The sequence below is a fragment of the Mesorhizobium kowhaii genome, from assembly GCF_003253745.1.
GTDB lineage: Bacteria > Pseudomonadota > Alphaproteobacteria > Rhizobiales > Rhizobiaceae > Mesorhizobium > Mesorhizobium kowhaii.
Genome location: NZ_MZXV01000055.1, coordinates 21892 through 34901, shown reverse-complemented (window position 1 = coordinate 34901; position 13010 = coordinate 21892). Strand labels below are relative to the sequence as shown.

Annotated in this window: 11 protein-coding genes; 3 read left to right on the top strand and 8 right to left on the bottom strand. The window is 62.5% G+C overall.

Annotated elements, in window-relative coordinates; genetic code table 11:
- Nucleotides 1-39: 39 nt before the first annotated feature.
- Nucleotides 40-1704 carry a vWA domain-containing protein gene (locus tag B5V02_RS24985; protein WP_111546732.1) on the top strand — a complete coding sequence of 555 codons (1665 nt, stop codon included), beginning with the start codon at nucleotides 40-42 and terminating at the stop codon, nucleotides 1702-1704.
- Nucleotides 1705-1768: 64 nt separating this feature from the next.
- Here the strand turns inward: B5V02_RS24985 and edd are convergent, their stop codons facing one another.
- From edd to zwf, 3 genes are all read right to left on the bottom strand, one after another.
- On the bottom strand, nucleotides 1769-3592 hold the full coding sequence (edd, locus tag B5V02_RS24980; protein ID WP_111546731.1) for a phosphogluconate dehydratase: 1824 nt from the start codon (nucleotides 3590-3592) through the stop codon (nucleotides 1769-1771).
- Between the two features lie 71 nt (nucleotides 3593-3663).
- Nucleotides 3664-4380 (bottom strand): 6-phosphogluconolactonase, encoded by a 717-nt coding sequence (pgl, locus tag B5V02_RS24975; protein WP_111546730.1) that lies wholly within the window; start codon nucleotides 4378-4380, stop codon nucleotides 3664-3666.
- Nucleotides 4362-5831: a glucose-6-phosphate dehydrogenase gene (zwf, locus tag B5V02_RS24970; protein ID WP_111546729.1), complete on the bottom strand. Its 1470-nt coding sequence runs from the start codon at nucleotides 5829-5831 to the stop codon at nucleotides 4362-4364. The genes pgl and zwf overlap by 19 nt, the downstream gene beginning before the upstream one ends.
- 326 nt (nucleotides 5832-6157) lie before the next feature.
- Here zwf and B5V02_RS24965 point away from each other — a divergent pair, with 326 nt between their 5' ends.
- Nucleotides 6158-6904, top strand: a complete 747-nt coding sequence (locus B5V02_RS24965; protein ID WP_111546728.1) for an SDR family oxidoreductase — start codon at nucleotides 6158-6160, stop codon at nucleotides 6902-6904.
- Nucleotides 6905-6961: 57 nt separating this feature from the next.
- On the opposite strand, the gene B5V02_RS24960 is transcribed toward B5V02_RS24965, so the two are convergent.
- From B5V02_RS24960 to B5V02_RS24945, 4 genes are all read right to left on the bottom strand, one after another.
- A complete protein-coding gene (locus tag B5V02_RS24960) occupies nucleotides 6962-7828 on the bottom strand; it encodes an SH3 domain-containing protein (RefSeq protein WP_167458656.1) in 867 nt (288 codons plus the stop codon).
- A gap of 359 nt (nucleotides 7829-8187) precedes the next feature.
- Nucleotides 8188-9474: an NAD(P)/FAD-dependent oxidoreductase gene (locus B5V02_RS24955; RefSeq protein ID WP_111546727.1), complete on the bottom strand. Its 1287-nt coding sequence runs from the start codon at nucleotides 9472-9474 to the stop codon at nucleotides 8188-8190.
- 47 nt (nucleotides 9475-9521) lie between these two features.
- Nucleotides 9522-9890, bottom strand: a complete 369-nt coding sequence (locus B5V02_RS24950; protein ID WP_111546726.1) for a four helix bundle protein — start codon at nucleotides 9888-9890, stop codon at nucleotides 9522-9524.
- A gap of 62 nt (nucleotides 9891-9952) precedes the next feature.
- Nucleotides 9953-11389: a glutamine synthetase family protein gene (locus tag B5V02_RS24945; protein ID WP_167458655.1), complete on the bottom strand. Its 1437-nt coding sequence runs from the start codon at nucleotides 11387-11389 to the stop codon at nucleotides 9953-9955.
- Between the two features lie 144 nt (nucleotides 11390-11533).
- On the opposite strand from B5V02_RS24945, the gene B5V02_RS24940 reads away from it, so the two are divergent.
- The gene (locus B5V02_RS24940; protein ID WP_111546725.1) at nucleotides 11534-12250 is read left to right on the top strand and encodes an HAD family hydrolase; all 717 of its coding nucleotides are present in this window, start codon (nucleotides 11534-11536) and stop codon (nucleotides 12248-12250) included.
- 165 nt (nucleotides 12251-12415) lie between these two features.
- Here the strand turns inward: B5V02_RS24940 and B5V02_RS24935 are convergent, their stop codons facing one another.
- Nucleotides 12416-12796: an ANTAR domain-containing protein gene (locus B5V02_RS24935; RefSeq protein ID WP_245446171.1), complete on the bottom strand. Its 381-nt coding sequence runs from the start codon at nucleotides 12794-12796 to the stop codon at nucleotides 12416-12418.
- Nucleotides 12797-13010 lie beyond the last annotated feature (214 nt).

The following is a 13010-nucleotide window of genomic DNA, read 5'->3' as shown; positions in this document are numbered from 1 at the left end:
CTTTCCCGCCCTGACCGGGGCGGACTTGAGGAGATTTCGATGGCGGGACTAGCACGGAGCGTCGCTGCGGCGATCCTCCTTTTGTCGATGACCACATTCGGCTTTGCCGCAAACAAGGTCATCATCATTCTCGATGCTTCCGGCTCGATGTGGGCGCAGATCGACGGCAAGCCCAAGCTTGAAATCGCCCGTGAATCGCTGAGAACCGTGCTTCAATCGGTCCCCGCCGCCGACGAGATCGGCTTCATGGCCTATGGCCATCGCGAAAAAGGCAGCTGCGACGACATCCAGTTGATCGTGCCGCCACAGGCAGGCTCGGCAAGCGCCATCTCGGCCGCCGCCGACAGCCTGAAATTCCTCGGCAAGACGCCGCTGACGGCTGCCGTCAAGCAGGCGGCCGAAGCGTTGAAATACACCGAGGACAAGGCGACCGTCGTCCTCATCACCGACGGGCTCGAAACATGCGGTGGCGACCCTTGCGCGCTTGGCAAGGAACTCGAAGCGTCCGGCGTCGATTTCACCGCCGACGTCGTCGGCTTCGGCCTCACCGCCGACGAAGGCAAGCAGATCGCCTGCCTCGCCGACAACACCGGCGGCAAATACATCCAGGCCTCCGACGAGAAGGCGTTGCAGGAGGCGCTTGTCGAGACCGTGGCGGCACCGGCGCCAGCACCAGCTCCTGAACCGGCTCCCGCTCCCGCCCCGGCGCCTGAGCCCGCGAAACCGGAATTCAATTTCCAGCCGACGGTGGTGATGGCCGAAGGTGGCGAGCCGATCACCGACGGCAACGCCTGGGAGATCTACAAGGCGAACTCCGACGGCTCACGCGGCGATTCCGTCACCACTGAATATGGCACCTACAACGGCAATCTCGAGCCCGGCGACTATATCGTCGTCGCACGCGACGACGAGGCCAAGGTGGAGCAGAAATTCAAGATCGAGGCCGGCCAGGTCTACAAGCCGCTGTTCACACTGAACGCAGGCACTATGCTCATTCATCCGCGGTCGAGCCAGGGCGCCGACATCAGTGACGAGGCCCATGTCGATTTCACCTATCCGGGCGGCAACACCACCCACTATGGCGACACGAAAATCATCGTGCCGGCGGGTGAGCAGAAGGTCACGGTCCAGATCGGCAGCGGCTCGGTGACCGAGACCATCCAACTCACCGCCGGCCAGAAGATCGAAAAGGACGTCATCGTCGGCGTCGGGCATGTCGTGTTCAACGCCTACTATATCGCCGGCGGCGACAAGGCCGACAGTTCCGGCCTCGGCTTCGAAATCGTCAAGGCGAAGAAGAAGATCGATGGTTCACGCGACGATGTCGAGCATTCCTATGGACCGGACAGCAAGTTCTGGCTGCCGCCGGACGAATATGTCGCGGTCACCACGCTTGATCTCGCGACCGTCGAGGAGCCGTTCAGCATCAAGGTCGGCGACAATCAGGACATCAAGGTGCCGCTCAATGCCGGCGTTCTGGCCATGTCGGCCCCCGGCGCCTACTCGATCGAGATCCTGTCGCCGAAAAAGGACATCGAGGGCAACCGCAAGGCGCTTGGCCTGAACTATGGCGACACCTGGCAGCAGGCCATTCCGGCCGGCGATTATGTGGTCGTCCGGCACATGTCCGATGAAGGCCATGACAAGGAAATGCCGGTGACGGTGAAGGCTGGCGAGCGGACAGAGATCACCGTTACGCCGTGACCGCCATCTGACCGGTGGCAAAAAGGGCGGCCATCAGCCGCCCTTCCAGTTTAGAGCGATACCGTCACGCCGTGCCGAAGGCGCTGGCGCCATGGTCGGCACGACCGACCAACTGGCGGAAGCCCGCAAACAGCTCGCGACCGAAACCGAACTCATTGCCGATGAGGTCGGCATCCGCCGTCCGGCGCAATGCGAAGTCGCCGGCCGGCACCAGCACTTCCAGCGTTCCGGCGTCGGCGTCGAGCCGGATGATGTCGCCTTCATGGATCCTGGCGATCGGCCCGTCCTCGACCGCTTCTGGCGTGACATGGATCGCCGCCGGCACCTTGCCGGAGGCGCCCGACATGCGGCCGTCGGTGACCAGCGCCACGCGCTGGCCGCGATCCTGCAGGATGCCGAGCACCGTGGTCAGCTTGTGCAGTTCCGGCATGCCGTTGGCCTTCGGCCCCTGGAAGCGGATGACGGCGATGAAATCACCGGTCAGCGTGCCCGCCTTGAACGCCTCGTTCAGTCCTTGCTGGCTGTCGAAAACCTTGGCCGGCGCCTCTATGAGGCGCCGCTCCGGCTTTACCGCCGAGGTCTTGATGACGGCATGGCCGAGATTGCCCGAAAGCACCTTCAGACCGCCGGTTGCCTGGAACGCCTTGTTGAACGGCGCCAGCACCTTTTCGTCGCCGCTTTCACGCGGCGAGGCTTCGCGCACCACGCTGCCATCAGCGCCGAGCTTTGCTTCGACCGCATAGGGCCGCAGGCCTTCGCCCCACACCGTCTGCACATCCTCATGCAGGATGCCTTCGTCGAGCAGTTCGCGGATCAGGAAGCCGAGCCCGCCGGCGGCGTGGAAATGGTTCACGTCGGCGAGACCATTCGGATAGACCCGAGCCAGCAGCGGCACGGCTTCCGACAGGTCGGAAATGTCCTGCCAGGTGATGGCGATGCCGGCCGCCGCCGCCATGGCGATCAGGTGGATGGTGTGATTGGTCGAGCCGCCGGTGGCATGCAGGCCGACGACACCGTTGACGATCGAACGCTCGTCTATCATCCGGCCGACCGGCGTATAGGCATTGCCGAGCGCGGTGATCGCCAGCGCCCGTTTCGTCGCCTCGCGGGTCAAGGCCTCGCGCAGCGGCGTGCCGGGATTGACGAAGGAGGCGCCGGGCGTGTGCAGGCCCATGATCTCCATCAGCATCTGGTTGGAGTTCGCCGTACCATAGAAGGTGCAGGTTCCCGGGCCGTGATAGGACTTGGATTCGGCTTCCAGCAGTTCGGCCCGTCCTGCCTTGCCTTCGGCATAGAGCTGGCGGACCTTGGCCTTTTCGTCGTTCGGCAGGCCGGTCGTCATCGGCCCGGCCGGAATGAACACCGCCGGCAGATGGCCGAAGGTCAGTGCCGCGATCACCAGCCCCGGCACGATCTTGTCGCAGACGCCGAGATAGACGGCGGCGTCGAACATGTTGTGCGACAGGCCGATCGCCGCGGCCATGGCGATCACATCGCGCGAAAACAGCGACAGCTCCATGCCGGGCTGGCCCTGCGTGACGCCATCGCACATTGCCGGCACGCCGCCGGCCACCTGGGCGATGCCGCCGGCCTCGCGCGCCGCGTCCTTGATCAGTGCCGGAAAGGTCTCGAACGGCTGATGCGCCGACAGCATGTCGTTGTAGGAGGTGATGATGCCGAGGTTCGGCACCTTGTCGGCGCCCAGCGCCAGTTTTTCCGAGGGGCTGCACACCGCAAAGCCGTGAGCGAGGTTGCCGCAGGACAGCACGGCCCGGTTGGCGGTGCGGTTCGACGCTTCGGCGATACGGCCGAGGTAGCGCTCGCGGCCTAGTCTGGAACGCTGGCGGATGCGCTCGGTGATGGCTTCGATGTCGCGTCTGGCGGTCATGGTCTCGGTCCTTTCAGGCGAGGTCCCGGAACACCCTCCGGCTGTCTGCCGGGACCCTCAGCAAGTTCAAATCAGGGCGCCCAGAAAACCTCTACGGGCTTCGCTGCGGCGTCGAGCACGGCGCGGATTGGCTTTCGCGGTCCAGGCGCAACCGCGCTGTCGAAGGCGGTGCGCTTGTCCTCGCCCTCGATGTGCAGCGCGATGAAGCCGGCATCGACGATGCGCGCCAGCGACAAGGTCAGCCGCGGCTCGCCGGCGCTGGCCGCATGAACCGGCAGCACGATCCTGTCGGACGACGGGTCAAGCAGCTTTGCCAGATCGTCGGCATCCGGAAAGAACGAGGCGGTGTGGCCGTCCGGTCCCATGCCGAGCACGACGACATCGAGCGGCCAGGGCAATGACTGCAGCGCCGCATTGTCGGACGCCGCCGCATCCTCGATGCCGACGGCTTCGTGATAGAGCGGCACGAACCGTGCCGCTTTTGCCGCGTTCTGCAAGAGATTGGCGGCCACCAGCCCGGCATTGGAGCGCGGCGAGGAGGCCGGCACGAAGCGTTCGTCGACAAGCGTCACAATCACCTTGTCCCAGGCGATGGGCATCGCCGAAAGGGCGGCGAAGAATTTTGCCGGTGTGGTGCCGCCGGAGACGGCGAGCAGCCCTGTGCCGCGCTCGGCGATCGCCTTGGTCAGGCGGCCGGCGACATGACCGGCAAGGGCGGCCGCCAACTCCTGACGCTCGGCGAAGCCGTTCCAGCTGTAGGCGGCGCTGTTCAATTGCTCTCGTGCCATGTCCGCCCGTCACGTTCGATCAGCGCAATGGAGGCCGAGGGTCCCCAGGTGCCCGCTGTGTAGCCCTGCACTTCCTGTCTGGCGCTTTCCCAGGCGTTCTGGATCGGGTCGATCCATTTCCACGCCGCCTCGACTTCGTCGCGACGCATGAACAGGGTCTGGTTGCCACGGATGACATCCATGATCAGCCGTTCGTAGGCGTCCGGCGCGCGGCCGTCGAAGGATTGCGCGAAGCTCATGTCGAGCGAGATCTGGCGCAGCCGCATGCCGCCCGGACCCGGATCCTTGATCATGATGAACTGCTTGACGCCTTCGTCCGGCTGCAGCCGGATGACCAGCTGGTTGGCGAAGATCGGCCCGGCGCTGTCGCCGAAGATCGAATGCGGGATCGGCTTGAATTCGATGACGATCTCCGAAACCCGCGTCGCCAGCCGCTTGCCGGTCCGCAGATAAAACGGAACGCCTGCCCAGCGCCAGGTGCCGATCTCGGCCTTGATGGCGACGAAGGTCTCGGTGTTGCTGTCGTGGGCAAGCTCCTCGACATAGCCCTTTACAGCTCCGCTGGCCGAGGCGCCGGCACGGTATTGTCCGCGCACCGTATGTTTCGGCGCCTCGTTGCCGTTGATGCGCTTCAGTGCCCTGAGCACCTTCAGCTTCTCGTCGCGCACGGCGTCGGCGTCCATCGACGACGGCGCTTCCATGGCGACGAGGCACAACAGCTGCAGCATATGGTTCTGCACCATGTCGCGCAGCGCACCGGCCTTGTCGTAATAGGTGACGCGGTCTTCCAATCCCACGGTCTCGGCCACGGTGATCTGCACGTGATCGATATGGGCAGAGTTCCACAGCGGTTCGTAGAGCGCATTGGCAAAGCGCAGCGCCATCAGGTTCTGCACCGTCTCCTTGCCGAGATAGTGGTCGATGCGGAAGATCTGGCTTTCGTGGAAATCGTCGCCGACCAGGTCGTTGAGTGCTCGCGCCGAGGCGAGGTCGCGGCCGATCGGCTTCTCCAGCACGATGCGCGAGTTCGGCGTGATCAGCTTGTACTCTTTCAGCTTGTGCGAGATATCGCCGAACAGCGCCGGCGCCACCGCCAGGTAGAAAGCGCGGATGCGGTCGCTCTCGCCGATCGCCTTCTTCAGCTTGTCGAAGCCGGCGCCGGTCGTTGCATCGGCCGAAACGTAGGAAAGGCGGGCAAGGAAGGTCTTCAGTTCCTTGGCGTCGATATCGGCCGCTTTGACGTGGTCGGAGATCGCCTGTTTGGCGAAGGCCTGGAATTCCTCGTCGGTCATCTTCGAGCGCGATGTGCCGATGATGCGCGTCGGCTCGGAGAACTGATGGTCGCGCTGGCGATAGTAGAGCGACGGCAGAAGCTTGCGTTCCGACAGATCGCCGGTGCCGCCGAAAATGATGAAGTCGAAAGGATCGACGGGGATGATCTGGCTGGTCATGGTCTGTCCGCTCTGACGCCGGTCGCTGTGACGCGGCTGATATAATCTAATCGATTTAAATTTTCCAGTGCCATGGTGTCACATCTGAGTGTTGCGCCTGCCTCTTGACAGCCCGATACCTCGGAGGCTTGTCGACAGGCGCGGCTCCGGAAGCCTTCGCAGTTGCAGCATAGAGCGGGATCGAAGCGAAAGCCAAAGGAGAAATCGGCGATGGCCGCACATCTTTCGACCAACCCGGTTAGAAGTCGTGGCCCGGTTAGAAGTCGTGGCTTTGCATGTGCCGCAGGCACACCGGTCGATCGTCACCAATCATGAGCGGGAAAAGCATGCGTCTGGAAAACAAGGTTGCCGTCATCACCGGTGCGGCATCGGGCTTTGGCGAGGGCATCGCCAGGCGCTTTGCGCAGGAAGGCGCCAGGGTCGTCGTCGCCGACCTCAACGCCAAGGGCGCGGAGCGTGTCGCCAGCGAAATCGGCGAGGCGGCGATCTGGACCCAGACCGATGTTTCGCTGCGGTCCGAATTCGACGAGATGGTCTATGCCGCCAAGAGCGCCTTCGGCCGCATCGACATCATGGTCAACAATGCCGGTTACACCCATCGCAACGGCGACATGCTCAACGTCGACGAGGAAACCTTCGACCTGATCACCGCCGTCAACATGAAGGCGATCTACCACGCCGCACTCGCCGTGGTGCCGATCATGGATCGGCAAGGCGGCGGCGTCATCCTGACCACGGCTTCCACCGCTGGTCTGCGGCCGCGGCCCGGCCTCACCTGGTACAATGCCTCGAAAGGCTGGGCGATCACCGCCACCAAGTCGATGGCGGTGGAACTGGCGCCGAAGAACATCCGCGTCAACTGCCTCTGCCCGGTTGCCGGCGAGACCGGCATGCTGGAGAAGTTCATGGGCGCCGACACGCCTGAAATCCGCGAGAAGTTCCGCGCATCGATCCCGCTCGGCCGGCTTTCGACACCACTCGACATCGCCAACGCCGCACTCTGGCTGGCGTCGGACGAAGCCGCCTTCATCACCGGTGTGGCGCTGGAGGTTGACGGCGGACGCTGCATCTAAGAGCGCCGACGCAAATCAAAATGCTGCACGGCGTTTCGGCGCGGGTCGCGACAGACGTCAGGCGCCGGTCTTGATGTAGCTCTTGTAGATCCAGCCAGTCTTGCCGTTGTAGGTGATCTGGCACCACTTCTTGCAGCTCATCACTTGCACCGAGCTTTTGGCTGGCACCGTGACGATGGCGGCGGCATTTTTCTTCGGGCCGCTGCGCATGGTCACGGCCCGCAAGATCCGTCCGGTTCCGGCGGCCTCGACCTTGCGTGGCTTCGCCTTGGCCTGGCTGTCGTCGTCTTCTGCCGCTTCGGGCTGGTCTGACGGCACTTGCGGCTCAACCGCGGGGATGGCGGCGGTTTTCGCGCCATCGGTATGGCTACCCGCCGGCGCAGTAGGTGTGGCAACCTTGTCAAGTTCGGTGCTGGCATCAGTATCGGCTGCCGGTTGCGCGAATGCTGCAGCGGCTTTGTCCGGCGCTTGTTCAGCCTGGTTCGCCACTTGGCCGGGAGCAGGCGTACCGGCAGCGGACGCGGCCTTCGACTGCGAACCGGTCCAACGGGGATCATTGGCGGGCAGCGCCGGAATGGTGGCTTGCGCGGCCGCCACGGTCGGTAAAATCTTGTCCGACTTGCGCGCCGCCTGGGGCACGGCTGCTGCAGCCACAGCTGCTCCCACCGGAGCGATTTTCGTCGTTTTCACGGGAATGGTTGGAATGGTCTGCTCAGGGCTCGCCGCCGCCTGCCTGTCATTGGCCGGCAATGCCAGCCACAGCGCCACCGCGGCGACGCCAAGCAGTGCGGCGGTGCCGATCGCGGCGATCACCAGATGCGAATTCGAGCGGACCTCCTGCCAGAAGGACGGCCGCATGTCATATCCGAACTGCATGGCAAAGCGCCGACGTCCCGGCGTACCGAAACTGAAGGGCTCTCTCACTCTTGCCACCTCCATAAGCGGGCCGATGTTCTTTCGATCGAATGCCAAGAACTTGGCGCCAGATCTGCATCAGTCCCAAGAACCGAAGCGGGCAAGCCCGCAGAATTCCCCGTCAGTCACCCACAACCGGCATCTTTATATCGGTGATTGTGGCATCACTACGCCCTTATGAGGGATTCTGCTCCTTTGCCGGGGATTCTGCAATGTGCCGTTACGGCAACAAATATTACAACAATATTACATAGATGAGAGCGATCCTGTCCGTCTGGAGCACGATCCCGAAAAGTGGCATCCGGTTTTGGAGATATCCAACAAATCAGATGGAGCCCCGTCCCGATTCGATCGAGACAGAACGGCTTCTAGATCCTGTCTCGCAGCGCGAACCAGTTGAGCGCCAGGAACAGCAGCGGCGCGCGGAAGCGCCGGCCGCCGGGGAATGGCGGGATTTTCAGATCCTCGATCAGCTTCAGCCGGTCGCGGTTGCCGGCGACGGTTTCGGCATAGAGCTTGCCGAAGAAGTTCGACAGCATGACGCCGTGGCCGGAATAACCGCCGGCCGAGATCACATTGGGCATCACTTCGCGCACGAACGGTTTTCGCGGCATCGTGATGCCGACATAGCCGCCCCAGCCATGCGTGATCTCGACATCCCTGAGCGCCGGGTAGAGTTCTACGATCTGGCGGCGGATGTGGATGTGGATATCCTTCGGATCGTTGACGCCATAGACCTCGCGTCCGCCGAACAGCAGCCGGCCGTCCTTCGATCTGCGGAAGTAGCGCACGACGAAGCGGGAATCGTCGACCGCCTCGCCACCTGGCAGCACTGGCGAGTCCGCGCCCAGCGGCACCGTCGCGCCGATGAACGAACCGATCGGCATGATGTGCGCAGCACTCACCGGTTCGAGCGTGCCGCCATAGGCGTTGACCGCGATCAGGCATTTCTGCGCTGTCACAGTGCCCCTCGGTGTCGAAATCTTGACCTTGCCGCCACTGGAAATGATGCCGGTCGATGGCGTCTCTTCGAACAGCTGCGCGCCGGCTTGCGCCGCCACCTGCGCCGTGCCGATCACCAGCTTCATCGGGTGGATGTGGCCGGTGCCGGTGTCGCGCGTGCCGCCGAAATAGGCGGTCGAGCCCAGCCGCTCCGCCGTTTCCTTGGCATCCATGAAGGAAATATGCGGGTAGGAAAAACGGCTCGCCATGATCTCGGCATGCGCCTTGTAGTCGTCGACAAAGCGCGGCTTGTGCGCCACCGAGAGCTGGCCCGGCATATAGTCGATATCGATCTGGTTGGCGGCGGCGAACTCAAGGAGATGCGCCTTCGCCTCTTCGGCAAGGTCGAACAGCGCCTTAGCGCGGGAGAAACCATACTCGGCTTCCAGGTCCTCGACCCAGGCGCGCTGGCCGGTGCCGAGCTGGCCGCCATTGCGCCCAGAGGCACCATCGCCGAAGCGATGCGCCTCGATCAGCACGACATTGGTGCCTGACTTGGCAAGGTGAGCAGCCGCCGACAGGCCGGTGAAACCGCCGCCGATGACGACGACGTCGCATGTCCGGTCACCGTCCAGCGCCGAATATTCCGGCCGCGGGCCGGTGGTGTCCTCATACCAGGAACGGCCGGGAGAGATTGGGGATTGGTAGGGCATGATACTCAATGGGAATAGGGGAATAGGGGAATAGGGGAATATGTAAGCTAGTCGGTTGACAGTTTGCGGATTAGAAGTCGAAGAAGCTTTCCCACACTTTCGGTACTCGCCAACAATAAAGCCGTCGTCGCTTTCGGCGCGATACCGGTACGTTCAGCGATCAGAAGCTGAGTTTCCAGTTCCTTCAGCGATCCTTGAGCGATGCGGAGAAACTGCAGATAGGAACCTCGGATTTCTCTGCCATACCCCTCCGCTATGTTTGCCGGCACCGAGCTTGCCGCGCGCCGCACCTGGCTGGTCAGTCCATAAAGTTCTTCCTTAGGCCAGGATTTCGTAGCGCCGTAAATCGCCACTGCAAGGTCCATTGCCTGCTGCCAAACCAGCAAGTCCTTGTAGGAACCTGTTTTTTCGGCCATCTGTTCCTACTCCCCTACTCCCCTACTCCCCTACTCCCCTACTCCCCTACTCCCCTACTCCCCTAAACATTCAGCAGCAGATACTCCCGCTCCCAAGGGCTGATCACTTCCATGAACGTCTCGAATTCCGCCCGCTTGATCGCCGCATAGGTCGCGGCGAAGGACTTGCCCAGATGCGCGCAGAGTTCCTCGTCGCCCTCGAACAGGTCGACGGCTTCGAGCAGGCCGCGCGGCAGGTCGATCTCGTCGGCGTTGGCTGTGGTCAGCACCGGAGGCTCGGCCTTGACCTTGTTGGTGATGCCGATCAGCCCGCAGGCAAGCGATGCCGCCAGCGCCAGATAGGGGTTGGCATCCGAGGACGGGATGCGGTTTTCGACGCGCCGTGCCGCCGGATCCGAGCGCGGCACACGGAACGCCGTGGTGCGGTTGTCGTAGCCCCATTTGTTGTTGACCGGAGCCGACGCCGCCTGTGTCAGCCGGCGGTAGGAATTGACATAGGGCGCGAACATCACAAGCGCGTTCGGCACATGCTTTTGCATGCCGCCGATGAAATGGAAGAAGTCTTCGGTTTCCGAACCGTCAGCAGCCGAAAAGATGTTCTGTCCGGTCTTCTTGTCGATGATCGATTGATGGATATGCATGGCCGAGCCCGGCTGCCCCTGGATGGGCTTGGCCATGAAGGTGGCGTAGATTTCGTGCTTCAGCGCCGCCTCGCGAATGGTGCGCTTGAACATGAACACCTGGTCGGCCAGTTCGATCGGGTCGCCGTGGCGCAGATTGATCTCGAGCTGCCCGGCGCCCTCCTCATGGATCAGCGTATCGATCTCCAGGCCCTGGCTCTCGGAGAAATGGTAGATGTCGTCGATCAGTTCGTCGAATTCGTTGACGCCGGCGATCGAATAGCCGGCGCCGCCGCCGATCGCGCGCCCCGAGCGGCCGACAGGCGGGGTCAGCGGATAGTCCGGATCGGGATTCTTGCGCACCAGATAGAATTCGATCTCGGGCGCCACCACCGGCTTCAGGCCGAGCTTGTCATAGGCAGCCACAACGCGCTTCAACACGTTGCGCGGTGTGAACTCGACCGAACGTCCGTCCTGGTGGACGAGGTCACAGATGACCGCGGCCGTCGGGTCTTCTTCCCAGGGCACCACCGTCAGCGTCGACAGGTCCGGCATCAGTTTGAGGTCGCCGTCGTCCTCGGGATAATGGAAGCCGTTGCCATCCTCGGGATAGCCGCCGGAAATCGTCGTCATGAAGACAGCCGACGGCAGCGCCAGCGAGGTGTTGGAGGTGAATTTCTTCGATGGCATCATCTTGCCGCGCGCAACGCCGGCCTGATCAGGTGTGATGCACTCGATGTCCTCGATGCCGCGCCATTCCAGCCAGGCGCTGACTTCCTTCCAGTTCTTGACGCCACGTTGGTTTTTCACGAAGGCAGGCGTGCGAGCCCGTCCTCCGCGGCTCGACGGACGGACTTCCTTTTTTGCAGGCGGCATCATTCACCAGATTGGGTTGCGGATTGTGGAGTATAGCCGTGCCCCACTATGGAAGGGAAGGGGAGCCGCATCGGGCGTTGGCCGACACGGTTGAAAATCACGCCAATCGGATTAGTTTCGGCCGCCCCAATCCAATCGAGACGTTGAATGCCACACGACAGCAAACTGACGACGATCGGCTTCGATGCCGACGACACGCTCTGGCAGAACGAGCAGTTCTTCCGCATGACGGAGAAGCGCTTCGCCGCCATGCTTGCCGATCATGGCGAAGCTGAGCACATCTCGGCACGATTGCTGGAGGCCGAAAGACGTAACCTTGCCGTCTATGGCTTCGGCATCAAGGGATTTACGCTGTCGATGATCGAAACGGCGATCGAGGTCACGCAAGGCCGCGTGCCGGCTTCGGTCATATCAGAGATTCTCGATGCCGGCCGCGAGATGCTGAGCCATCCGATCGAGGCCCTGCCGCATGCGCGCGAGACTGTCGAGAGGCTTGCCGGCGCATTCCGCCTTGTGCTGATCACCAAGGGCGACCTCTTCGACCAGGAGCGCAAGCTGGCTGGGTCAGGCCTCGGCGATCTGTTCGACGCGGTCGAGATCGTCAGCGACAAAAGTGCCGCCACCTATGCCCGCCTGTTCAGTCGCCACGGCGATGGTCCGGCAAAAAGCATGATGGTCGGCAATTCGCTGAAGTCGGACGTGGTGCCGGCCATCGAGGCCGGCGGTTGGGGTGTCCATGTGCCGCATGAACTGACCTGGGTGCTGGAGCATGTCGAGGCTCCGGTGGCCGAACCCAGGTTCCATCAGATATCCGATCTCGGACAACTGCCCGGACTGGTCGAAAGCATCGCCAACCCGGGCTGATCTCAAGCAATTCCAGGAAAAGTGTGAAGCGGTTTTCCGTCCGGAATTGCGTCAGAACAAGATCTCAAGCAATTCCAGGAAAAGTGTGAAGCGGTTTTCCGTCCGGAATTGCGTCAGAACAAAGAGACAGAGTGGTTCCGCGTTTCCGTGAAACGATGAACCGCTCTAGCGGCTGAGCAGCCGATCGATCACTGGCTGCAGCCGTTCGGGTGTAATCGGCTTGGCGACCACAACGTCGATGACGCTCGACAGGCCCAGGCTCTCCGGCGTGCCATTCTTGGTTGAAAGCAGGATCACCGCCGGGAGCGATTTGCTGGAGGCCCGCCGCAACGCGTCGATGCTGGACATCAGACTGTCGCAGTCCTTGTTGTCGGCGCCGCCGTCAAGGACAACCACACCGGGACTGAGCGACCGCAAGATCTTTGCCGCCATGTCGGGAGATTCCGAGATTGGCTTGAGCCCGGATCGCTCGACGATCTTCGAAATCACCACGCGATTGATTGGCGATCTGCCGACGACGAGCACTCGCGACGGATCGCGGATCATCTCGGTGTTCGAGTCGCGGGTAACAAAATTCAGGTGTCTTGGAGTCTCGCCTTCGCGGTTCAATGGGCACACAAGTCGGCCAAGAAGCTCGCCCCTATTTCAATGCAGAGTTGAATCTCAGGAGCAATTGGCGTGAGATCGCGGCCCATGTCAAGTTGAAATAAAAGGGCCCGAAATCATCTCCGGCAGCAGTGAATTTCAAGCAACGCTACTG

Coding starts and splice junctions, on each gene's coding strand:
- B5V02_RS24985 (WP_111546732.1), top strand. CDS start 40: ATGGCGGGACTAGCACGGAGCGTCGCTGCGGCGATCCTCCTTTTGTCG.
- edd (WP_111546731.1), bottom strand. CDS start 3,592: ATGACCGCCAGACGCGACATCGAAGCCATCACCGAGCGCATCCGCCAG.
- pgl (WP_111546730.1), bottom strand. CDS start 4,380: ATGGCACGAGAGCAATTGAACAGCGCCGCCTACAGCTGGAACGGCTTC.
- zwf (WP_111546729.1), bottom strand. CDS start 5,831: ATGACCAGCCAGATCATCCCCGTCGATCCTTTCGACTTCATCATTTTC.
- B5V02_RS24965 (WP_111546728.1), top strand. CDS start 6,158: ATGCGTCTGGAAAACAAGGTTGCCGTCATCACCGGTGCGGCATCGGGC.
- B5V02_RS24955 (WP_111546727.1), bottom strand. CDS start 9,474: ATGCCCTACCAATCCCCAATCTCTCCCGGCCGTTCCTGGTATGAGGAC.
- B5V02_RS24950 (WP_111546726.1), bottom strand. CDS start 9,890: ATGGCCGAAAAAACAGGTTCCTACAAGGACTTGCTGGTTTGGCAGCAG.
- B5V02_RS24945 (WP_167458655.1), bottom strand. CDS start 11,389: ATGATGCCGCCTGCAAAAAAGGAAGTCCGTCCGTCGAGCCGCGGAGGA.
- B5V02_RS24940 (WP_111546725.1), top strand. CDS start 11,534: ATGCCACACGACAGCAAACTGACGACGATCGGCTTCGATGCCGACGAC.
- B5V02_RS24935 (WP_245446171.1), bottom strand. CDS start 12,796: ATGATCCGCGATCCGTCGCGAGTGCTCGTCGTCGGCAGATCGCCAATC.